Raw genomic sequence first — 23,688 nt, 5'->3', positions numbered from 1 at the left:
ATTTACCTCGTAATTGGCTGAGGAAACACTGCTAAACTCTCATGTCCATTTTCTCCAACGGCTTGTACAGCAAAGAAATAATTGTCTTTGGAGTATGGAATAGTCATGGTTAAGTCTTCAGTATAAAACTTCTTCTGCCACATGGAAGCGTCAGTTTCTCTAAGGAGTACATAGTAGCCTCTGGCTTTTCCAGTTTTAGGAGCATCCCAGCGAAGCGTAGAAGTATTGCTGAGCTTTCTTACATCTATACCTACCATGAGTGGTTCTGAAGGCGCTGTTGCTAGATTTGCTAGTACTGCTAAATTGATACCTGTGGCTTTTCTCATATACTCGAAATCCATAAATTCTGGAAGGTCGCCATACTGAATACCATCCTCCAACCTTACATCCTCGTGCTGTGCGTAGTAGTTTTCATTCATTTCACATACCCGAATAGCCGTGAACCCTTCTCTTGCAAACGGCGTATGATCACCACCTCTCAAAAATCGATCATTTCTGTAAACCAATTTGACTTCTAACTGGTCTACATATTTCTCACCTATTTCTTTGATAAACCTTGCCAGTTGCCGTGATTTGCTATCATTTTCGCCGTTGGTATATCTTCTGATGGCAGCCATTTGCTCTGATTCCGCCATAGGAACCCCCTCTGAGAAAATCCGGATTCGGGTATTGTCTGCAATTTCTGTTTCAGATGATCGACTGTTGCCAATCATGTCATTGTTCAGTACCGCAACAAGGTTCCAGTTTTCTTCTTTGGCTTTTTTTGCGAGGTATTCAGCTCCCTTAAGCCCTTGTTCTTCACCGCTCACCACAGCAAACTTGATCGTAGCTGGGAATGATCTACTAGACATGATACTTGCCAATTCCATAATAGCAGCTACACCAGATCCGTCATCATTGGCTCCAGGGGCATCTATCTTGTTATTCATCACATCTAATGCACGAGAATCAATATGTGCCATGATTAGGAATACTCTATCATCATTTGGGTCAGTACCTTTCAAGGTGGCTATGACATTCCCAAGCTTGCTATCTGTGGGAATCCTTCTATTGTCTGCCGGTATGGTAAAAAAGTCTATTTCAGAGCTTAATCTTCCAGTACTTTTAGACTCCATTGATTTGAAATGAGCCAGCACATAATTTTGAGAAGCTAAAATACCACGGTTTACTTGCTGATCACTTAGTGTATGCCTAGTGCCAAATTCAGCCAATTTTCTAACATATTGTTCAAGATTTTCAGCCTTGATTTCCTTTACCATCTTTTCAATTTCAGGATCTCGTTGGATGATAGTGGTTTGACTGAAGCAATCTAAGCTCGCTATGAGTGTAAGTAGAAGTAATATTTTTCTCATTTTTCAACAATATGATGGTATAAGCATTAAATTTACCAAAGGAGAAACTTTCAACAAACTGATTTTACATGAACGATACATTGAAGCCTAAAGTGGGAGAATATGCACCCTACTATGAGAACTACATCAAAAAGGTTGTAAATGAAGACATAGAAAAGTTATTATTGACCCAGATTCAAGAAGTTAGAAATTATTTTGAAGCAATGGGAGAGGAGCAAAGCTTGAAAACATATGCTGAGGGTAAATGGACTGGAAAAGAGGTATTGAGTCACATCATAGATACAGATAGGGTCATGACCTTTAGAGCTTTATGTTTTGCCAGAGGAGAGAAATCTCCCCTTCCTAGTTTTGACCAAGACGAATATGTAGCAAGATCTATGGCTAATGCAATTCCTTTGAACAAGCTCATTGAAGATTTTGAATTTTCTAGGTATGCTTGCCATTCTATGTTCAAAACCCTACCGATTGAATCATGGTCAAATATAGGGGTCGCCAGTGGATTTGAGGTCAGTGTGCGGGCATTGTTTTACATTATAACTGGCCATGTTGCGTATCATTTAGAGATCCTTAGAGAGAGGTATTAATCTTTAAGTTTAGATTTAATCATTTGAAATTTTTCAATTTATGAAATAATGTATCGATCTATTCAAGCAAATGTGTTATATTTGCTGAATTTATCTAATACAAAAATTTGTAAAATTGAAACTTGAGCTTGCTTCTGAGATGCAAAAGTGAATAAAAGCCTAGTCATACATAGTCTATTATACCTCAAAATCAGTCAAGTAAAAAGGCCATTTTACAATTGAATAAAACTAAAAACATATGAAAAGAACTAGAGCACAAGAATCACGCGCAGCCATTGAGAAACTATACATTACTATGAGACACTTGTTTATGCGAGGGTCTTATAAACCGATGGGAGTTTCCGGGGAGTCGCTAGTGAGTTCACTTTTAGTTTTGAGTCCAGAGATCTACGGGTTGGTGGTAGATGACGAAAAAATCGAACTAGATGGCTTATTGTATGTAATGGAAAGGTTGCCCAGAGGAATAGAGGAATGTCGCTATGTAAGATTGATCAGTAGAGAAGGATATGAGCATTCTGATTTCCCTACGTTTGTGCCTGCCAGAAGAAAGAGAAATTGTTATAGGGTAGATGAAGAGCAGATGTATGTAGAGATGACGAGAGGCAAATCTGACATATATGATATTTTAACGCACTTAACATTTCTATATATTGAGGCAGAAAAAATTCGAGAGAATGCCACCGATCAAAAAGGTAGGATGAATCTCAATTGGAAAATGCTCGAAAATATAGTAGAGAAAGAGCGAAGAGGTGAGGAGTTTGACAAAGAAGCAGCATGTTCTTATTTGAGCCATATCACTGGTAGAACATTTGATGAAACCCACAGTGCAATTGAAAAATTTGATCATTCTTCCAATTCTAACAGCCTATTTTCCATAATCTATCATTTAGGGAAGTTGTCAATCGATGAGTTTGTAGAAGAGAAAGATAGAGAAATTTCATTTTCTGCGACTTTGAGGGAGCGTGTAGGACACCATGTGTATGGTGAATTATGGGCTACACGAATCAAGCAAGTCTTGGATGAAAATGATTTGCTTGAAAGACCTATTCATATCATTTCGGCGAATTTGCACAGTGTGGTAAACACAATCTACGGGCATCAAGCCATGGGACTGAAATCTTATGAAGAAATCGAAAAAGTAGCCATGGAGATCAGTACAGGGGAGAAGAAAACGCATGCAAAGGAAATTCAGACTTTTGCAAATATCAATGGATTTATTGATTTACCAGATTTATCAGGAACCAATATAGGTGCTCAAATCATTGACACTGCACAGATGTCCAAAGACACAGTGATACCTGGGATTGCTTTACCTAAAGAAAAAAAGGATAGACCAGTCATTGTGGTGATGGATTATGCATTTGGAGAGCAAGCATATGAGTGTTTTGATGAATTGCTCAAGCCATATGAAAAAGAGGGTAAATCTATACCACTTGATGTAGTCTCTGCATCTATAATGGGCAAAGCGGGGATTCTAGAAGGCAATAAGGGGGATATTATGATTCCAAGTAGTCATGTTTTTGAGGGAACTGCTGATAATTATCCATTGAAAAATGAACTTAAGAAAAGTGATTTTGAAGGCTATGGATTGGGAGTATATGATGGTCCGATGATCACAGTATTGGGTACTTCCTTGCAAAATAAAGATGTCTTGAAATATTTCATGGAATCTTCATGGAAAGCTTGTGGTCTGGAGATGGAAGGAGCTCATTATCAAAAAGCTATACAGTCTGCAAGTAAGATTAGAAATTCAATAAGGAAAAGTGTAAAGGTACTTTATGCTTACTATGCATCTGATAATCCTTTGGAAACTGGAAGCACATTGGCTTCTGGTGCTTTGGGTATGGATGGTGTGAGACCTACTTATTTGATTACATTTAAAATACTAGAAAAGATCTTTTCTTAAGATTTTAACAATTAATCCCTTTTACATTTAGGGAAATTTCAAAGGTCAACAGATTAGCTTCTGTTGACCTTTTACTTTTTCTATTCTTTTGTCTTGTTTAAAATCACCCTAAAAACTGATTTACATCATGTTTTTAAAATGATTGTGATTATACCTTTGAGCCATAATCAAAAACAAAAAGCCATGAAAAAATTTAGCTTTTCAATCATCCATATCATGTTCCTAGCGGCCATGATGATATTTCATAACTCAACATTTGCACAAACTAACTATACGATCGCTTCGGGTTCTACCTTAAAAGTATCTGGTACTTCTACCCTTCATGACTGGGAAATGGTATCAAATACTGCGACTGGTAAAGCAAAGTTTTCCCTAGAAAATGGAAAAGTTATGAATGCAAAAGATCTAATAGTGACTATGCCAGCCGAAAGTATCAAAAGTGGAAAAAATGGTATGGATAAAAATGCTTATAGTGCTTTGAACACCAAGACGCACAAAGAAGTGAAGTTTGTTCTTAAAGAGCTTGTCACTTTGTCCTCTGGTTTTCAAGCAGTAGGAGATTTCACCATTGCAGGGGTCACTCAATCAGCAAAATTCCCAGTAAACTATACGGTATCAGGTGAAAAGATCAATTTCAAGGGTAAATATGATTGCAAGTTGACTGATTATAAAATAGATCCACCAACTGCCCTTATGGGTACTGTGAAAACTGGAAATGAAGTAAGCATTCATTTCGATATCTCCTTCCAACCAACTAAATGATTTGATTAATGATCCATTTTAAAACTTTAAAAAGTTAGAGTAATTACAATGGACCTATTGTAAGACAATTAAAATTAAAAAAAACCTATGAAAAAGCACGTATTATCACTCATTGCCATTTTTGCTAGTGTAGCATTTACAATGGCTCAAGGTCTCCAAAGAGATATGCAATATTGGAGAACTTATGATCAAAGGGGAATCAATGTCTTTGAAACTGGTAAGGCTGATACAGTTTCCTTTGATGGAGTAAGTGTAAGAGTGGGCGGTCACTTCACGCAACAATATCAAAACTTAAGCCATAGTAATGCTGTAGGTTCACCTGATTTGATTGAAATTGGTGGTGGAACAAACTTAGCCACTGCAAACCTAAACATAGATGTGGCTTTGGCAGATGGTGTAAGACTTAATTTGGTGACCTACCTCAGTTCAAGGCATCACCCAGAAACATGGGTAAAAGGTGGATTTCTTCAAGTCGATAAGTTGGGATTCTTGGGTATAGGAAATACAGATTGGTTTGACAATCATTTCACAGTGAAGGTAGGTCACATGGAAATCAACTATGGTGATGCTCACTTCAGAAGATCTGACAATGGAAATGCAATCTACAATCCATTCGTCGGTAACTATATCATGGATGCTTTCACAACTGAAGTCGGTGGAGAAGTGTACTATCAGAACAGTGGATTCTTGGCGATGGTCGGTGTCACTGGCGGCGAAATACAAGGGGGTATTACTAGACCTGATGATAGAAAGCTAAATTTCCTCGGAAAATTGGGTTATGATAAAAACTTGACCGATGACATCAGGGTGAGGTTAACTGGATCAGTTTACAGCACTGCGGGTTCTGCTAGAAATACACTATTTGCAGGAGATAGAGCAGGATCAAGGTACTACTTAGTAATGGATCCAGTGGGTGCGACTACAGCAGCTAATTTTACTTCAGGAAGATTCAATCCAGGTCAGACTGATAACATTACAGCGATGGTATTGAATCCATTTGTGAAAATAAAAGGATTGGAACTGTTTGGTAACTTCGAGCAATCTAAAGGAAAAGCAGCCAATGAGCAAACAGACCGAACCTGGAATCAATTAGGTGCAGATGCTGTGTATAGAATAGGTCAAAAAGAGCAAGTATATCTTGCAGCAAGATACAACAAAGTGAGTGGTGAATTGACTGGTGGTGCTAATGTAAGTATCGATAGGGTTCAAATCGGTGGTGGATGGTTCGTAACTAAAAATATCCTTGCAAAAGTAGAGTACGTGAGTCAGCAGTACAACGACTTCGCAGCAGGCGATATCAGGAATGGAGGTAAATTCAACGGTCTCATGATCGAAGGAGTTATAGGATTCTAAAATATTCTTGACCATGCATATCCTTCTAGCTTTGATTTTCATCACCTATCAACTCTTCCTTCCTGATAATCATTTGATTATCAATAACAAAGTGATCACTGTTCATGGGAACACTTCGCTAGGAAGCTTCAAATGTGATTATGTCAATCAAGGCTTGAAGGATACGCTTTATGTAAATGATTCATATTCAAAAAAAGCTATAGAATTTGATATACTTGTTAGAGAGTTTGGATGTGGGAATTTTATATTAAATAGTGATTTTAGAAAGACTATAAAAGCAGAAGAATATCCAAAAGCCAAAGTTGCAGTGACCAACTTAAGACAGCATGGAAAAAATTACACTTGTGATTTGACTGTAAACTTGGTAGGTAAAAAGTTGCAGTATAATAAAATCGCTTTATCGAAATCTGACAAACAATTGACAGCTAATATTATTCTTAATTTTGAAGAATTAGATCTGTCTCCTCCTCGCAAAATGGGAGGATTAATCAAAGTTGAAGAACAATTGGCCCTAGAAATTAAACTTGGATTCTAGTCTAAATGACTAGAATCCAATAGTTTTTTTAAAGCTTTATCTATCTTATCAAATTCAAACTTAGAGATGGCAGCATTCATTTTTCCTCTTATCTCATCGTTACACAAGTTACCTATGCTACCCTCATGGGTATGATTAACCTGATCCTGATTCGGAGCAAAATCATCCCTTTCTATAGCAAGACCCACTTCTTTATAAGCATCTCTGAAAGGTACTCCTTTTAAAACAAGCTCGTTGACCACTTCGACAGAAAATACATGTTTAAAAAATGGATCATGCAGAATCTTTGACTTGATTTGAACTTGTTTCAACATCATGGTACTCATATGAAGACAGTCGATCAACTCGTCTAGGCCAGGAAATATATGCTCCTTCAAGAGTTGTAAATCTCTGTGGTAACCAGTCGTTGTGTTGGTAAGGATCATTATGATAGCTTGTGGAATAGCCTGTATTTGATTAGTCTTTGCCCTGATCAATTCAAATACATCTGGATTTTTCTTATGAGGCATGATACTACTGCCGGTAGTCAATTCATCTGGAAATGATATAAAACCAAAGTGCTGATTCATAAAAATGCAAACATCAGCAGCGAGTCTATTGAGTGTTGCTGCTATTCCTGACATCGCAAATGCCAAAGTTCGTTCTGTTTTACCTCGACTATTTTGAGCATTGATCACATTATGGTGAAGGTCTTCAAAGCCCAGTAATTCGGTAGTCAGTGTGCGGTCCAATGGGAAAGAAGAACCATATCCAGCAGCAGAACCTAATGGGTTTTTATTAGCAAGTTTGAAAGCGGATTGCAACAAATCCATGTCTTCTGTAAGACCCTCAGCAAAGGAGCCAAACCAAAGCCCAAATGATGATGGCATGGCTAATTGCGTATGTGTATATCCTGGCATCAAGTCCGCCTTATGCTTTTCAGATAATAAAATCAACTGATCAAATAGACCTTGCGTGGACTCAACCAATGCTTTGATTGCAGACCTATAATAAAGCTTCAAGTCAACCAAAACTTGATCATTACGTGACCTACCGCTATGTAACTTCTTACCAACTTCACCATAACGCTCTGTCAATAAAAATTCAACTTGGGAGTGAACATCTTCTACACCTTTTTGGATTTCAAATTTGCTCAGCTCTATTTCATCAAATATTTCTCTGAGTCCCTTTATCAGAACTTCCAAATCCTCAGCAGTGAGCAAACCTATTTTTTGTAACATAGTCGCATGTGCCATGGAACCAAGTACATCAAAAGGTGCTAATAGGATATCAAACTCTGGATCTCTTCCAATGGTGAATTTTTCTACTTCTTTACTACTGGTCTTGTCTTTTTGCCAAAGTTTCATAACTGATTGTTCGGATTTTCTAAGTGTAAGTATTGTCTTAATAATTCAATGTAAATATTGATCCCATCATTTATTTCTCGGAGATAAATAAACTCATCAGCAGTATGTGATCTTGCAGAGTCTCCTGGACCAATTTTGATAGAAGGATAGGGGATAAGGGCTTGATCTGAGAGTGTTGGGCTTCCGTATTGATTGATACTCATATTGTAAAGTACCTTCATGATCTTGTGATCTTCAGGAAGTCTACTGGATTTCAGCCTTGTAGATCGTGGTGTCAGTTTTGCTTTTAGCTTGCTTCCTAGCTCATACAATGCCTCATCCAATGTGTATGCATCCGTGACCCTAATGTCCATGGTATAAGAGCAGGTATCTGGTATTACATTGTGTTGTGTTCCTGATTGAATGATGGTTGCGCTTACTTTTGATTTCCCCAAGTATTTTGACTCTCGTTCAAACTGGTAGTGTCTTAGCAAGTTTAGATCATCAAGTGCCTCATATATGGCATTGATACCTTCTTCTCTTGCCGCGTGACCAGCTTTACCATAGACGACTGCATCGACTACCACGAGTCCTTTCTCAGCAACAGCCCCTTGCAATAGGGTCGGTTCACCTACTATGGCAATTTCAAAAGGAGGAAGTGAGTCTAAGGTACTTTCGATGCCATTTTTTCCAGAAATTTCCTCCTCAGCAGAAGCCACATAGACTAAATTATATCCCAAGTCTAGCTTATAGAAATGAAGAAATGTAGCTAGTAATGAGACTAGACATCCTCCAGCATCATTGCTTCCCAAGCCAAAGAGCTTTTCGTCTTCTACTTCTGGAGCAAAAGGATCTCTAGAATATCCAGCATTTGGTTTTACTGTATCATGATGGGAGTTAAGCAAAATTGATGGTTTAGAGACATCAAAGTGATAGTTTTGAGCAATGATATTATTACCAATTCTATGGAATGGAATATCTTTTTCGGATAAAAATTGTCCAATAAGATCGGCCGTCATGTGCTCATCTTTACTGTAAGAAGGCGTTCTGATCAAGGATTTTAAAAGGTTGACGACTTCCTCAAAATATGGCGCTGTGAAATGGGGCATTTTCTAATAAAGGTCGTATTTGTGATTTTCTATATTAGTACCAGACACTTTTCCTTTCACTGCCAGAAGTAGGTTTTCTGCTTTTCCTATCCATACATGATTTACACCCTTATGCAAGGCTGCAAAGGCATTGTCAAGCTTGGGTATCATGCCAGAATGTATCACTTGTTCATTTTTAAGCTCTCTATAAATTTCTTCGTTGATGAGAGGGATGATGGATTCATCATTTTTTTCATCAATCAATACACCTGCTTTATTGAAGCAATAGTACAAGTTTACGGTATGCTTACTAGACATTGCTACCGCAATTTCGGAAGAAATGCTATCAGCATTTGTATTTAGCAATTGTCCTTTTTTATCATGAGTAATTGCGCAAATGACGGGCACAATGTCCTTTTCCAGAAGTGATTCTAATAAATCTGTATTGACAGATTTGATATCGCCTACAAAACCATAATCTATTTTTTTGACAGGACGCTTTTTCGATTGAATGAGATTGCCATCTGCTCCTGTCATTCCCAATGCATTTTGTTTCAATTTTTGTAGCTTGGCTACTATTTGTTTGTTGATAAGTCCAGCATAGACCATGGTTACAATATCTAAGGTGTCTTTATCTGTAATTCTACGACCATCAACCATTTCAGGCATGACACCCATAGATTCTCCAAATTTTGAGGCGAGTACACCTCCTCCATGAATGAGGATTTTTTTGCCTGGGAATCTTGAAAAAAGGAATAAAAATTCATCCAATTTTTCTGGAAAGTCAATGACATTTCCTCCAATTTTGATGATGCTGATTTTCATGGTTTTATAGGTTTGTAGTTTACGCTTCTAATCTCTATTTTTTATTTCTTCATCCCGCAGTATTTACTCTAGGATAGAAGGATTGCCTAAGATTAAAGATCAATATATTTTTGCTAGCTATTGATTTCTAAATTCACGTCAAATTTTGTTGATCTATGAAGAAGATGCTCTGTAAGGTTTTGCGCTTTTATTCCTCTAAGATGTCACTTAGAACTGCCTGCGCTGCATAGATTCTATTTTCTGCTTGTTTTTGGACGATGCTTCGATCACCATCAAGTATTTCATCAGACAGCTCGACGTTTCTTCTTACAGGTAAGCAATGCATCACTTTGGCATTTGGAGCATTTTTGAAGTGATTTTCTGTCAGCATCCATGATGAATCTGTACTATGAATCTTGCCATAATCATTAAAAGCCGACCAATTTTTCACATATACAAAATCAGCATTTTGGAGTGCTTCTTTTTGATCAGATGTAATGATAGCACCTTGGGTAAATTTTCTATCTAGCTCATAGCCTTCTGGATGTGTGATCGTAAGTTCATGACCACAGCCGATTGCCCATTCTGCAAATGAATTTGCGACTGCATGTGGAATTGCCTTGATATGTGGTGCCCAAGTGAGTACCACTTTAGGATTTTTACCAGCTATCATATGCTCTTGTATAGTGATCATGTCTGCCAGACTTTGAAGAGGATGCCTGATTGCACTCTCTAGGCTCACGACAGGTATGCCAGCATATTTGATAAACTGACTGAAGATAAAGTCTTCTATATCTTCTTTTTTATTGGTTAATGAAGGAAATGCCCTTACTGCAAGCACGTCGAAATATGTACCTAAGACAGCAGCAGCATCTTTGATATGCTCGACTGTGCCTTTGTTCATAACAGCACCATTTTGCATTTCCAATGCCCAACCCTCTTTGTCCATGTTCATCACTATGGCCTCCATACCCAAATTCATCGCTGCTATTTGGGTGCTGGCTCTGGTTCTCAATGAAGGATTCAAAAATATACATCCTACTCTTTTACCTAAACCTTTGGATAAATCTATACGCGGATTCTTCTTGTAAGCCAATGCTTTATCTATCAATCTATCTGCTATTGATCTATGCTCAAATTGTGTAAAATGCTTCATGTTATCTAATAGATTGCCGTTACGGGTAAATCGTTCTAAAATGAGTCTAAAGTGAGATTAAATTATATTCAATCAGTTTTAAAACAGTTTGATTTGTTAAGTTAGAATCTCCTTGATACTGTCTATAAACGAATATAATTGATTTGTTTCAATATTTAAGGGCGGAAGTAATCTAATCGTTTGTTTTCCTGCTGAACTTCCTGTGAAAATTCTGTATTTTTTTACTAATTCAGTACGTACAGGTGCGGCATCTCTATCTAGATCTATGCCTATCATTAGTCCTCTTCCTCTTACTTCTTCTATACCTTTTACTTCACTTAAGGCTTTCATGAGCATTATGCCATGTTCATGAGCTTTATCCATCAATCCTTCGCTTTCAATTACCTCCAGTACTGCGAGTCCTGCTGCACATGCGAGGTGATTACCACCGAATGTAGTACCGAGTAATCCATAACTTGCTTTGATATCAGGATGAATTAGGATGCCACCTATTGGAAATCCATTTCCCATACCTTTTGCCATAGAAATGATGTCTGGTTGAATACCTGACCACTGATGTGCAAAAAACTTCCCAGTCCTTGCATATCCAGATTGAACTTCGTCTAGTATCAGTTTTGCGTCGTGCTTTTTGCATAATACAGAAAGCTCTTGGAGGAATGAGTCTTCTGGCACAACAATTCCTCCAACTCCTTGAATTCCTTCAATGATGACACCTGCGATATTGCCAAGCAACAACTGTGTTTCCACTGCGCTGATATCACCCCATGGAAGGATAAAGGTATCAGTTCTCTGATTATTGGGAGCTACTATTTTTGGATTATCCGTAAGTGCTACAGCTGCTGAAGTTCTTCCATGAAATGCTCCTGAAAATGAAATAAAACCAGATCTCTTAGTTTCAAATGAAGCTAATTTTAATGCATTTTCATTGGCCTCAGCTCCAGAGTTGCAGAGAAAGAGGTTGTATTCGTCATAGCCTGATACTTCTCCAAGTTTTTTAGCAAATTCTTGCTGAATTGGGATTTGGACGGAGTTTGAATAAAAGGCAATATTTGCCAGTTGTTGATTGATTTTTTTATTGAAATGGGGGTGGGAGTGACCAATGGATATCACTGCATGACCACCATATAGGTCTATGTATTCATTTCCTTCATCATCCCATAGCTTGGCACCAAGTGCTTTAGTTGGGGTGACATTCATCAAAGGATAGACATCAAATAATTTCATCTGTTTTTATTTTGTGCTTTAATCGTTTTCACTTGTATTTTACTCATAAAGTAGATTCATAAGATTCGTCTACTTTTGGAAGACTAATTCTTTTTATAACACAAGTATATTTGATTTTGGAGATTAGAAAGCTATGCTTTTGAGCTTAAGTCCTGTGGCTTCAGGTAAGCCAAAAGCTAAATTGAAATTCTGAACTGCTTGTCCAGAGGCACCTTTTAGTAGATTGTCTATTGCGGAATAGATTACCAATTGACCTTTTTCTTTTTTCAAGTGCAATACACATTTATTGGTATTGACTACCTGCTTTAGATCAATGTCTTGATCTGACACTATGGTAAAAGGGCTATCCTTATAGAATGATTTGTAAGTTTCAGATATGTCCTCCAAGCTTTTGTCACAAGGGAAGTAGGCAGTTATCCAAATTCCCCTTGCAAAGTTTCCTCTGTATGGTACAAATAAGATGTCTGAATCGAAATTATTACTCACTTGTCTGAAAGTCATATTGATCTCCGTGAGGTGCTGATGTGTGAACAGCTTATAAACAGAGAAATTATTGTTTCTATAACTGAAATGAGATGTCTCTGCTAATTTTTTACCTGCTCCAGTACTCCCAGTGATACCTGATACGTGAATAGGGGACGTAGTCCATCCTGCTTTTACAGCTGGAAGTAAAGCCAACTGGATGGCAGTAGCGAAGCATCCTGGATTGGCTATTTTCTTAGCTTTGGAGATTTGATGATGATTTGTTTCGGGTAAACCATAAACAAAACCTTCGCTTTCATCTCTATAATCGTTACTCAAATCTATGATTACTGTTTCTTCAGTAAATTGATGTTTGTCCAAAAACGATTTTGTTTCTCCATGTGGTAAGCCTAAGAATACTGCATCAATACCAACTGTTTTTACTTCATCTGTGAAGACTAAATCTGTATCACCTAGCAAATCAGGATGAAGTGAAGAGATAGCTTTGCCTTTTTGACTATTGCTATGAACATATACCAAATCTACCTTGGGATGATGGATAAGTAACCTTAATAATTCTCCTCCTGTATACCCAGCACCTCCAATGATCGCTACTTTGATTTTCATGATTCGGGCTGATTTACTTGGTGGAAAATAGCTGTTTGATTACCCAAAATCCTTGTGAAACCTTTTACATCATCTGCTGTATAACCTTTATTCATTTCTCCATAGCTGCCAAACTTGGATGCCATCAAATCATGTTTTGATTCGATTCCTATCAATTGGAATCTATAGGGATGTAGAGCTACTGTTACATTTCCACTCACTTGTGATTGACTATCAGTCAAAAAAGCCTCAAGATTTCGCATCACAGGATCTAGATAATGTCCTTCATGAAGGTGATTGCCATAAAATTCAGCAATTTGATTTTTCCAATACGATTGCCATTTGGTAAGGGTGTGTTTCTCAAGCAATTGATGAGCTTTGATGATGATGATAGGAGCTGCGGCTTCGAATCCTACTCTTCCTTTAATGCCAATGATAGTATCTCCCACATGAATATCTCGTCCGATTCCGTATGGAGCAGCTATTTCTTGTAACTTTTGAATAGCTTGAACGGGCTCATAATGCTCGTCATTGATAGAAACTAGCTCTCCTTTTTCAAAACCTAGAGTGATGGATTCAGAATCATGTTTGGTAATCTGTGTGGGCCAAGCTGATTCAGGAAGTGTTTGACTTGAAGTTAATGTTTCTTTACCACCTACCGATGTACCCCATATTCCCTTATTAATAGAATAAGCTGCTTTTTCAAAATTCATACTAACTCCATGAGCTTTTAGATAGTCAATCTCTTGCTCTCTGCTAAGCTTCAAGTCACGGATTGGGGTGATGATTTCGATATCTGGAATGATAGTTTGAAAAATCATGTCAAACCTAACCTGATCGTTGCCAGCACCAGTACTACCATGAGCTACACTCTTTGCCCCGATTTTTTTCACATATTCGGCGAGTGTTTTGGCTTGAAGTATCCTTTCAGCGGATACAGATAGTGGATAAGTTTGGTTTTTTAATACATTTCCAAAAACCAAAAATTTCAAAACTTCTTGATAGTATGTTTTGGTGACATCAAGAATTTGGAATGATGCAATGCCCAAGCTGTGTGCACGATTTTCGATTGTCTCTAATTCCTCCTTTTCAAAACCGCCCGTATTGATCAATACAGCGTGGACTTCATAGCCAAGTTCTTTGGAAAGATACAATGCGCAATATGTGGTGTCTAATCCTCCGCTGTACGCTAATACTACTTTTTTCATTTTTATGGTTGTTTGTGAGCACCTAAGTGCGATATTTTAGAATATGTTGAAAGTTTTATCTTTGGTTTTTTTGAGGTTGAGCATGACATATTTTTTCAATCTCGTCCATCTCTCAAACAGCTTGATGTTTTTCTTGAAATCATCTCGAAGCGCGACATCTTCTTGGGCTGGTTGTTGTGGTTTGGGTACATAGAGCATGGCTGTACAAAGACAGTTTTGTCTATTCTTGCTTTGTAGGATTTCAAAATTCACACAGCTTTGACAGCCTTTCCAGAATTGTTCATCATCTGTCAGGTCTGCATAGGACACGGGAATGTATCCCAATTCTGAATTGATTTTCATAACCGCTGCACCTGTGGTTAGTCCAAAGATTTTGGATTCAGGATATTTTTCCCTGCTTAGCTTGAAGATTTCTTTTTTGATCAATCTGGCTAAGCCATATTTTCTAAAAGGAGGTGATACAATTAAGCCTGAGTTTGCCACAAATTTCCCATGACCCCAAGCTTCAATGTAGCAAAAACCAGCCCATACACCATCACTAGTAAGTGCAATTACAGCTTTACCTTCTTTCATTTTCGTCTGAATGTACTCTGGAGATCTTTTGGCAATACCAGTTCCTCTAGCTTTGGCAGATTGCTCCATTTCATCGGTGATGATGGATGCATAGTCTAGATGTGCCTCTGTGGCTGTTGTGATTTTGAAAGTTATATTGTCCATTTCTGGAAAAGATTGGATTTCAACAGTGAAGTTTAAGAAATTGAAATGATGATCATGCTATTGCTGGCTACCCACTTAAGGTGTGCCATAAAATATAGAAGGGACTATGCCCTAAAGCTGTTCCTAAACCTCCTGTATGGAGCTAAAAATAACATAGCCAAAAGCATATAATCTTTTGTTGTCATGGTGTTCGCTATGTTTATTGTTTTTTTCATTTTCAAATTTGCAATGCAAAGGTTATAAGAATGATAAAAATATGCAAGGTAAATTGTGAATTTTCCTAAAAATTAAGAAACTAATTGTTGTCTGGCAAATTCAATTTGGAAAATCCAAAAAATACTTCATTTATAAGCCTTTGAAACTAGAGGTTTTGCATTTTTGACAAAACAGCTTGATGACATATGGAACTCAAATACTTGAAATTTCATTAATCTTAAGAATATTTAAAAAGCATAATCATGAAAATAGAGATTTGGTCTGATGTAATGTGTCCATTTTGTTATATTGGCAAGAGAAGACTTGAGGCTTCTTTGGAGAAGTTTGAACATAAAGATAAGGTAGAGATTGTATGGAAGAGTTTTCTTCTCAATCCTGATCTCAAAACTAATCCTGACCTATCTACTTTAGAATATTTATCTGAGTCAAAAGGCTGGTCAAAATCACAAACCGAACAAATTATGAGTCAGGTTGTTGATATGGCGAGTCAAGAAGGGTTGACATATCACATGGATAGGACTGTAGTGGCAAATGCAAAGAATGCCCACCGAGTGTTACAATTTGCAAAAGCCGTGAGACTTGGTGATGACATGAAAGAGCGACTTTTCAAAGCTTACTTTACTGAAGGGGAGAATATAGATGATACTGCTACCTTGCAAAGATTAGGTGAAGAAGTAGGTTTAGATCAAGAAGATTTAAAAGATGTGTTGGCCTCTGATCAATTTATAGAAAAAGTAAATAGCGATATCCAAGAGGCCATTCAAATTGGTGTAAGAGGAGTTCCTTTTTTTGTTTTTGATAATAAATTCGCAATATCTGGCGCACAGGCATCCGAGACGTTTGACCAGACTTTGATCAAAGCTTGGGAAAAATTTATGGATGCACAAAAGCCTCATGTAATTGGATCACAAGAGTCAAATAATTCTTGTGACTTAGAAGGGAATTGTAATAATGATTAAAAATGTCTTACTTTAAGTACTAAATAATCTTATACAAATGATAAAAAGGATAAAAAAATTAACACTGTTTCAGATACTCAAGGATAGCGTTGTCGATTTTGGTAATAGTGATTCAATGAGTTTTGCTGCTAGCACAGCCTTTTACACGATTTTTAGTATGCCTGCTTTGTTGATAATTCTACTCAACATCGGGACTACTTTTTACAATGAATCGGAAGTAAGAGATGAGATCATCGTACAAGTTCGAGAGTTGGCGGGAGAGGAAAGTGCTCAGACTTTAGAAGATATAATGTCAAACTTCTCCATGGAATCGGATGGCGTCTTGTCCAATTTCATTGCATTCGGGATATTGGCTTTTAGTGCAACGACCGTTTTTGTAAGTATGCAAAATGGTATCAATCACATATGGCATATCAAAGCAAAGCCTGAAAAAGGCATACTAAAGTTTATTGTAAATAGGCTTCTGAGTTTTTCAATGGTAGCTTCTATTGGATTTATCATGCTAGTATCTCTGGTGTTAGATGCAGTAATCATTGTTATCTTCAATTATTTTTCCGAGTTCTTTGAAAACGGAGCTATTTTGTTGGCATCAATTACCCATTTGATAGTCGGTCAAGGTATATTGGTCGTGATATTTGCCTTGATGTTCAAGATATTACCAGATGCCAAAGTTAGATGGAGAGATACTTGGATAGGGGCAGTAGTTACTATGTTGCTATTTGTATTAGGTAAATATTTGATAGGCCTATATATGGGCAATTCTGATATGGGGTCTGCTTATGGCACGGCAGGATCTCTCGTAGTGTTGTTGATTTGGGTTTATTATTCAGTCGTTATATTTCTATTTGGAGGTCAGGTGACTTATTATATTGCCGAAAAAGTAGGCAAAGGTGTAGTCCCTTATCCTCAAGCTGTAAAGGTAGAATTGAGAGAAATAGAGAATGATAGATCTGATGCCTAAGGGGAAATTATGCCCAATTGTTAGATCAAAGTTAAGAAAAGTTCAAGGTGAATTGGAATAAATTCAACTTATAAAATTAAAAAAGGCGATCAATTTTGATCGCCTTTTTCTTGATTGGTCTGTTAAGCAAAAAAACTTGTCAAACCTTCAATTCTCTCTTGGAGTGATTTTTCAACAGCTCGATAGGCTTCTTTGTTAGGAAGCTTTTCATTGACTGAGAAATAGTACTTTATTTTTGGCTCTGTTCCAGATGGTCTTGCTGATATTTTGCTACCATCCACCAAGTAAAATTGAATTACGTTGGACTTTGCCAAATTCAATTCGCTTTCAGTATGGTTGATCATGTCATATACCTTACTTTCTTTCACATCGACAATCTTACTTACTTTCACACCTTTGATTTCCAAAGGTCTGTTAGCCCTAAATCCAGCCATTAAGTTTTGGATTTGTTCTGCGCCATCTTTTCCTTTTTTGGTTACAGAAATCAAATGCTCTTTGTAAAAACCATATTGCATATATATTTCTGCCAAAACGTCCTGAATAGATTGACCTTTAGATTTGTAATAAGCTACAATCTCTGCTACAATAGCACATGCGGATACACCATCTTTGTCTCTTACAAAATCGCCCACCAAATAGCCGTAGCTTTCTTCACCTCCTGCGATGAAAGTTTGTTTGCCTTCAAGCTCTCTGATCACCTCTGCGATATTTTTGAATCCTGTAAGCACCGAATAGCAAGTGACACCAAAGCTTTTGCAGATTTCATCTATTAGTTCGGTTGTTACAATCGTATTGACCATAAATTGATCACCCGTGAGTCTACCGAATTCTCTCCATTTATTCAATAAATAATAGGTAATAAGTGAACCTGTTTGATTACCATTGAGAAGTTCAAAACCTCCAATACCATCAGGTACACAAGCTGCATATCTGTCACCATCTGGATCGCAAGCAAGAACAAGGTCAGCATTTACCTTCTTTCCTAGCTCCAAGGCCATATTTAGTGCTTCAGCTTCTTCTGGATTTGGATAAATGACTGTAGGGAAGTTTCCATTTGGTTCTGCTTGTTCTTCTACCACATGGATATTTTCAAAGCCAAACACCTTAAGTGCTGCTGGAACCATTTTACCCGAAGCTCCGTGGATCGGTGAAAATACAACTGGCATGCTTCGCTGCAGCATGATCTCGTTTGGAGAAAGACTTAGCTTTTTCACTTCATTGAGATAGATGAAATCGAAATTTTCATCTATGTATTCAATGAGTGCGTCATTTTTGTTCCAATTGACATCATCTACTGAGGTGATTTTCTGCACCTCAGTGATGATATTGACATCATGAGGAGCAACGACCTGACCACCATCTTCCCAATATGCCTTATATCCATTGTATTCTTTTGGATTGTGAGAAGCTGTTACCATTACACCACTTTTGCATCCAAAATGCCTGATAGCAAACGAAAGCATAGGTGTAGGTCTCATTTCTTTGAAATACTTTACATGGATACCATTTGCAGTGAATACATTTGCTGTAGTATCAGCAAACAGGGTGTTGTTGATTCTGGAATCATGGGTGATTGCCACTGCAATTTTTTCTCCAGGGAAAGACTTCAAAAGGTAGTTTGCAAGACCTTGGGTAGCCATAGCGACCGTATAGACATTCATCCTGTTGGAACCTACGCCCATCAAGCCTCTAAGTCCACCTGTACCAAATTCCAAGTCTTTGTAGAAGGAATCCACAAGCTCATTGGTATCACTTGACATTAATAAATTTCTGATTTCGACTTTGCTTTTTTCGTCGATGTTACTACTTAGCCAAGACTCAGCTTTGGCTATTATTATTGGATCTACGTTGGTCATTTTAATAAAAAGTTTGAATGAGCTCTCAAGTTATAAATTTTAGTATTCAATGTAAAAGGAATGGCTGGATATCATTAATAAAAAAGATACATTTTGAGGCGTTTTAATGGTTTAGTAAAGTCATTTGCTCAAGAAGATCATGTTTTACCACTAGACTAAACTAAAAATCAAAAATGAATTGTTTAAATTTACACGATGGATTTTTCAGGCATTAGCTATTTGCTTGAGGGAAGTGAAAGGCATAGGAGTGCTTTCAGTTTGTTATTGTCACTTGATGTTTTCGGTGTATTCCATAGTTTTGAACCAATCTTAGTGGGAACATTCCCGATCAATATTGATATAGAAAGTAGTGACTTGGATATCATTTGTTCTTTTGATAATGCAGAAGATTTCAAGCAAAAGCTAATTGATAGCTTTGGTTCATTTTCAGGCTTTGAAATCAGAGAAACTATGAAGCATTCAGGGTATTCAGTGATTGCTAATTTCTTTGTAGCTGATTTTGAGATTGAAATTTTCGGACAAAAGACACCAAGCAAAGAACAATATGCCTATAAGCACATGCTGATTGAGCATGCCTTGTTGCAAAAAATGGGGGAGGAATTTAGACAGGAAATTATAGCCTTGAAAAAGCAAGGCTTCAAGACTGAACCTGCATTTGCTAAGGTTCTAGGGCTGAAAGGTGATCCTTATGAAGCGCTTTTAGCTTTGGACCATGAGCTTTGCTTATTGAAGTAAAAAAGCTGTCTCACCTGAAATAAATCTTAATTGATGAACTCAGAAACACAATTCATCACATGCAGATCACAGCTGAGACAGCAAAGCACAATTTATAAGTTACCTCTCAACTCTTGTTCTCGCTCAATGGCTTCGAAGAGTGCCTTAAAATTACCTTTACCAAAGGATTTGGCACCTTTTCTTTGGATGATCTCATAGAATAAAGTTGGTCTATCTTGTACAGGCTTGGTGAAGATCTGAAGCAAATAGCCCTCATCATCTCTATCTACCAAAATGTTAAGGTCTTTGAGAGGCTTAAGGTCTTCGTCGATTTCTCCTACACGCTCTAGTAGATCATCATAATATGTGGAAGGTACTTCTAGGAACTCCACACCTCTTTTTCTCAATTCTGATACAGTATGTACAATATCGTCCGTAGCGATTGCCATGTGCTGTACACCAGCACCATTGTAAAAATCCAAGTACTCCTCAATTTGAGATTTTTTCTTTCCTTCTGCTGGTTCATTGATCGGGAACTTGATGAAGCCATTTCCATTGGACACTACTTTGGACATCAGTGCCGAATATTCTGTGGAGATGTCTTTATCATCAAAAGTGATCAATAGCTTGAATCCCATGACATTTTCATAGAAATCTACCCACTTATTCATCTCTCCCCAACCTACATTACCGACACAATGATCTATGTATTTAAGACCAATAGAAGTACTTTTGTATTCTGATGTTCTGGGTTTGTAGCCAGGTAGGAATATCCCATTATAGTTTTTCCTTTCTACGAAAGTGTGAATCGTTTCGCCATAGGTTCTGATGGAAGCTACTTTTACTTCTCCATTATCATCTTTGAGGATTTTAGGCTCTTGGTAAGAAACGGCACCTCTTGAAGTGGTCTCTTTCCATGATTTCTCGGCATCGTCTACCCAAAGGGCAAGTACTTTGACACCGTCACCATGTTTTTTGATATGATCAGCTATAGGATGATCTTGCTGCAAGGGGGTGGTGAGTACAAGTCTAATTTTGTCTTGCTTCAGTACATAAGATGCTCTGTCTCTGATGCCCGTCTCTGGTCCTGCATAAGCAATCAGTTCATATCCAAAAGCGTATTGATAATAAAGGGCTGATTGCTTGGCATTGCCCACATACATTTCAACATAATCTGTCCCGTTGATTGGGAGAAAATCTTGTTCCATTTTGTTCAAATTTGGGTTTATACTATTGATTACAAAGATAAAAAAATATGTTAGACTATTTTTGTGGGTTCTTGTTTGTCAAAAGGAATATGACTGCAAGAAGCAGATAAGTAAATGCCCAATCCTTATGTCCTAGTGCAATACTTGCTAAAATAAGGGTAAAATACCATGCTGGTAACCCTACCAGTCCAATGATAAATTTAAAGGTTGCGATAAAGGTAGCGTCTTTGATTTTATTTGATATTCGTAACCAAGTCCAGTAGAGGGGCAGATGGAAAAGTTTCATTAACTTGTTACGCAAATAGGTAGGTTTTGAAAGCTTGTTCTGAGGTTGTTTGGCTTCAATAAATTGGTCTACAGCAATTTTTGAAGTCAGATCAACTTTATGATCGATTAATTGATGAAGTAAGTTCTCATAGTTTTCATCGGGAATATTCACCACAAGTTTTTCCAATGCTTGATGTGTAGTTTTGATTAAGCTATCAAAGTTAGGATAATGCATTTTTGCTTCTATATATTCACCAAATGAAATCCGGACTTTGCTTCCAGAATGAAAATGATTGGAATAATTGATCCCTACTGGGAGGATTACAAGATCCAAGTCTGGATTTTTTTCTAAGGTTTGAAATGCTATTCTAGCAAATCCTTTTTTCAAAGGTCTAAGATTTCTAAGTGTACTGTGACTTCCTTCCCCGAAGATCAGCATAGAGCCTTTTCCAAGCAATACATGAATGCTTTTGTCAAAGGTTTCTTGGTTTTTCTCCATGTTTTTGACGCCGTCTCGGACGCGATAGATTGGAATCATCCTAATGTAATCTAGCAACTTGGCAAAAAATGGATTCCGAAATGCAGATGCACGTGTGAGAAAATGTGGTTCCAATCGCGTATGTGTAGCTATCATCAAGGGATCAATCAGTGCATTTTGATGATTGCTGACGATAATTACTGCCTTGTCTTTTGGGATATGCTTCTTTCCATCTACGACTATTTTGTGATAAAATAAATGTAAAGCAAATTTGACTATTAGTCGTAGAAAGTAGTTGAACCAATATTTCATTTTTGTTGCTGTTGGGATACTTAAAAAAAGTGGAGAGATATCTATCTCCCCACTTTTTCTGTCTTGAATATTGTCTATAAAGTTATCCTAAATTTTCATGTTTCTCTTAAAGATGTTGATCGACTTTCGTTCTGATATTGCCTGATGGTCTATCAGCAGAAGGATCGATGATTTTTCCTTCTTTGTCTAGTAGGATGAATCTCGGGATGGCATTTACCATAAAGTGTTTTGCAAGTTCTGATTTCCATGCATTTTCAGCAAACCATTGCAGACCTTCCATATTTTTTGATTTGACCATTTTCTCCCACGGATCCTTTGAATCGTCTATAGATACTGTAAGGAATGCAATAGATTTATCTTTATATTCTTCTTTCATTTTGTCCCAATGCGGATGCTCAGCGATACAAGGTCCACACCAAGTAGCCCAAATGTCAATGTACACCAAGTTACCTTTTAAATCACTCAAGTTAACCTCTTCACCCTCAATGTTTACAAAAGAAAAATCAGGGACTTCTTTGCCAGGCATGATTGGTTCCCACTTATCTTTTAATGCTTCAAGTTTGGCAGCCAGTTTAGGACTTTGATTTTCCTTCATGAATTTTTTGTAAGAAACTTCGGTATGCTCAGGTCCCCTATATTGCATGTTGGATTTGATGTAATCAAAGAGGAATTTGTCTTTGACCACTTGATTTTCAATCATATCTTCCAACGCTGTGAATCGAGCTTTTTCGTAGCCTGAAGGATCTTTTAGCAAGCTGCTATCGGATTTCATCATTTCAGAAACCCTATCTCCAATTCTTCTATCTACCACATTGGTATATGATCGAGAGTCTAATAAATCTTCCCTGCCGAGGTGGACTTGCCCGAATTTAGCTTTTACTTCCTCATGTGGGAAATCCACAGAGTCTTGACTCACTTTATTGATATAAGCATAATACATTGGATACATACCATCATAAATCAATGGCTCGTATTCATAATAAGCATCTTCTAAGGTGACAAAGTCTCCGTCAAAAGCTCTTTCGGTTTTGATACTTTCATATCTTGATCTGGTCAATCCAAAGGCGCTGTCTTTTTTGTGGAAATAGGCATCTTTATCTAATCCCATTAATTCCATGTAATTTGAAAGTCCACTTTTCGTATTTATATTATCTTTTTCGTACAAATAGGTATTCTCAGCTTCGTGGTCTCCTGAGAATACAATGGATTCTTCGAACTTCGCGGCGTCACCCTTGATGTACAAACTATCACCAGGGCTCAAGAAGAGGTTTAATCTTTCTCTACCGATGATAAGCATATAGTTTTCAAATTTGTCGGCATCGAAACTTAAATGAAAGCTACCGTCATCCGCAAGGTTTGAACTGGCAATCTCTTCATCTAAATACAATTTGATTTCTTCAGTATCTAAATTTGAGAGATTACCGGCGATGATTACTTTTGGATTGAAAGCATTTTCTTCTTTACAGCCAAAAGCAAAAACTGCAAATACTATCAAAAGCAAGGATTTTGTTTTCATGTTGTGGTGTGTTGATAGGTTGAAATTATTCAAGTTAAAATTTAACTATGTTTTTTTGTAATTCATAATTTTCAACTTATTTACAAAGCATGAAACGTTAAAATATGATAATGATCTGG

At 37.3% G+C, this 23,688-nt stretch carries 21 protein-coding genes; 8 read left to right on the top strand and 13 right to left on the bottom strand.

Annotation, left to right across the window (positions count from 1 at the left end; all coding sequences use genetic code 11):
* Window positions 1–2: 2 nt before the first annotated feature.
* A complete protein-coding gene (locus MM214_RS15280) occupies window positions 3–1,352 on the bottom strand; it encodes a M20/M25/M40 family metallo-hydrolase (RefSeq protein WP_241296663.1) in 1,350 nt (449 codons plus the stop codon).
* A 68-nt stretch (window positions 1,353–1,420) separates the two neighbouring features.
* Between MM214_RS15280 and MM214_RS15275 the strand changes: the two genes are divergently transcribed.
* The 5 genes from MM214_RS15275 to MM214_RS15255 all read left to right on the top strand — a co-directional run bounded on the left by MM214_RS15275 (window position 1,421) and on the right by MM214_RS15255 (window position 6,492).
* Window positions 1,421–1,936, top strand: coding sequence for a DinB family protein (locus tag MM214_RS15275; RefSeq protein ID WP_241296661.1), 516 nt, complete (start codon window positions 1,421–1,423; stop codon window positions 1,934–1,936).
* 238 nt (window positions 1,937–2,174) lie between these two features.
* Complete coding sequence (locus tag MM214_RS15270) at window positions 2,175–3,842, top strand: DUF6909 family protein (protein ID WP_241296659.1); 1,668 nt, start codon at window positions 2,175–2,177, stop codon at window positions 3,840–3,842.
* A 183-nt stretch (window positions 3,843–4,025) separates the two neighbouring features.
* Window positions 4,026–4,604, top strand: a complete 579-nt coding sequence (locus MM214_RS15265) for a YceI family protein (RefSeq protein WP_241296657.1) — start codon at window positions 4,026–4,028, stop codon at window positions 4,602–4,604.
* An 87-nt stretch (window positions 4,605–4,691) separates the two neighbouring features.
* The gene (locus MM214_RS15260) at window positions 4,692–5,957 is read left to right on the top strand and encodes a hypothetical protein (protein ID WP_241296655.1); all 1,266 of its coding nucleotides are present in this window, start codon (window positions 4,692–4,694) and stop codon (window positions 5,955–5,957) included.
* 13 nt (window positions 5,958–5,970) lie between these two features.
* Window positions 5,971–6,492 carry a hypothetical protein gene (locus MM214_RS15255; RefSeq protein ID WP_241296653.1) on the top strand — a complete coding sequence of 174 codons (522 nt, stop codon included), beginning with the start codon at window positions 5,971–5,973 and terminating at the stop codon, window positions 6,490–6,492.
* Here the strand turns inward: MM214_RS15255 and argH are convergent.
* The 8 genes from argH to MM214_RS15215 form a co-directional block, all read right to left on the bottom strand.
* Window positions 6,489–7,838, bottom strand: a complete 1,350-nt coding sequence (gene argH / locus MM214_RS15250; protein WP_241296651.1) for an argininosuccinate lyase — start codon at window positions 7,836–7,838, stop codon at window positions 6,489–6,491. The genes MM214_RS15255 and argH overlap by 4 nt on opposite strands.
* Window positions 7,835–8,926: a M20 family metallo-hydrolase gene (locus MM214_RS15245; protein ID WP_241296649.1), complete on the bottom strand. Its 1,092-nt coding sequence runs from the start codon at window positions 8,924–8,926 to the stop codon at window positions 7,835–7,837. The genes argH and MM214_RS15245 overlap by 4 nt, the downstream gene beginning before the upstream one ends.
* A gap of 3 nt (window positions 8,927–8,929) precedes the next feature.
* The gene (argB, locus tag MM214_RS15240) at window positions 8,930–9,730 is read right to left on the bottom strand and encodes an acetylglutamate kinase (RefSeq protein WP_241296647.1); all 801 of its coding nucleotides are present in this window, start codon (window positions 9,728–9,730) and stop codon (window positions 8,930–8,932) included.
* Window positions 9,731–9,917: 187 nt separating this feature from the next.
* On the bottom strand, window positions 9,918–10,865 hold the full coding sequence (locus MM214_RS15235) for an N-acetylornithine carbamoyltransferase (RefSeq protein ID WP_241296645.1): 948 nt from the start codon (window positions 10,863–10,865) through the stop codon (window positions 9,918–9,920).
* 96 nt (window positions 10,866–10,961) lie between these two features.
* A complete protein-coding gene (locus MM214_RS15230) occupies window positions 10,962–12,089 on the bottom strand; it encodes an aspartate aminotransferase family protein (protein WP_241296643.1) in 1,128 nt (375 codons plus the stop codon).
* A 123-nt stretch (window positions 12,090–12,212) separates the two neighbouring features.
* Window positions 12,213–13,181 carry an N-acetyl-gamma-glutamyl-phosphate reductase gene (gene argC / locus MM214_RS15225; protein ID WP_241296723.1) on the bottom strand — a complete coding sequence of 323 codons (969 nt, stop codon included), beginning with the start codon at window positions 13,179–13,181 and terminating at the stop codon, window positions 12,213–12,215.
* Entirely contained in the window at window positions 13,175–14,365 is a 1,191-nt protein-coding gene (argG, locus tag MM214_RS15220; protein ID WP_241296642.1) for an argininosuccinate synthase, read from the bottom strand. The genes argC and argG overlap by 7 nt, the downstream gene beginning before the upstream one ends.
* A 36-nt stretch (window positions 14,366–14,401) precedes the next feature.
* On the bottom strand, window positions 14,402–15,082 hold the full coding sequence (locus MM214_RS15215) for a GNAT family N-acetyltransferase (RefSeq protein WP_241296641.1): 681 nt from the start codon (window positions 15,080–15,082) through the stop codon (window positions 14,402–14,404).
* A 458-nt stretch (window positions 15,083–15,540) separates the two neighbouring features.
* Between MM214_RS15215 and MM214_RS15210 the strand changes: the two genes are divergently transcribed.
* Window positions 15,541–16,257, top strand: a complete 717-nt coding sequence (locus MM214_RS15210; RefSeq protein WP_241296640.1) for a DsbA family oxidoreductase — start codon at window positions 15,541–15,543, stop codon at window positions 16,255–16,257.
* A 37-nt stretch (window positions 16,258–16,294) separates the two neighbouring features.
* Window positions 16,295–17,218 carry a YihY/virulence factor BrkB family protein gene (locus tag MM214_RS15205; protein WP_241296639.1) on the top strand — a complete coding sequence of 308 codons (924 nt, stop codon included), beginning with the start codon at window positions 16,295–16,297 and terminating at the stop codon, window positions 17,216–17,218.
* Between the two features lie 122 nt (window positions 17,219–17,340).
* Here the strand turns inward: MM214_RS15205 and MM214_RS15200 are convergent, their stop codons facing one another.
* Window positions 17,341–19,074 (bottom strand): phospho-sugar mutase, encoded by a 1,734-nt coding sequence (locus MM214_RS15200; protein WP_241296638.1) that lies wholly within the window; start codon window positions 19,072–19,074, stop codon window positions 17,341–17,343.
* Window positions 19,075–19,269: 195 nt separating this feature from the next.
* On the opposite strand from MM214_RS15200, the gene MM214_RS15195 reads away from it, so the two are divergent.
* Window positions 19,270–19,809 (top strand): DUF4269 domain-containing protein, encoded by a 540-nt coding sequence (locus MM214_RS15195; RefSeq protein ID WP_241296636.1) that lies wholly within the window; start codon window positions 19,270–19,272, stop codon window positions 19,807–19,809.
* 92 nt (window positions 19,810–19,901) lie between these two features.
* Here the strand turns inward: MM214_RS15195 and hppD are convergent, their stop codons facing one another.
* The 3 genes from hppD to MM214_RS15180 all read right to left on the bottom strand — a co-directional run bounded on the left by hppD (window position 19,902) and on the right by MM214_RS15180 (window position 23,569).
* Complete coding sequence (gene hppD, locus MM214_RS15190) at window positions 19,902–20,996, bottom strand: 4-hydroxyphenylpyruvate dioxygenase (protein ID WP_241296634.1); 1,095 nt, start codon at window positions 20,994–20,996, stop codon at window positions 19,902–19,904.
* 55 nt (window positions 20,997–21,051) lie between these two features.
* A complete protein-coding gene (locus MM214_RS15185; RefSeq protein WP_241296633.1) occupies window positions 21,052–22,053 on the bottom strand; it encodes a lysophospholipid acyltransferase family protein in 1,002 nt (333 codons plus the stop codon).
* Between the two features lie 106 nt (window positions 22,054–22,159).
* Window positions 22,160–23,569 (bottom strand): redoxin family protein, encoded by a 1,410-nt coding sequence (locus tag MM214_RS15180; RefSeq protein ID WP_241296632.1) that lies wholly within the window; start codon window positions 23,567–23,569, stop codon window positions 22,160–22,162.
* Window positions 23,570–23,688: the final 119 nt, after the last annotated feature.

This window comes from Belliella kenyensis, from assembly GCF_022549675.1.
GTDB classification, from domain to species: Bacteria; Bacteroidota; Bacteroidia; order Cytophagales; family Cyclobacteriaceae; genus Belliella; species Belliella kenyensis.
This window is presented reverse-complemented; position numbering and strand designations above follow the sequence as displayed.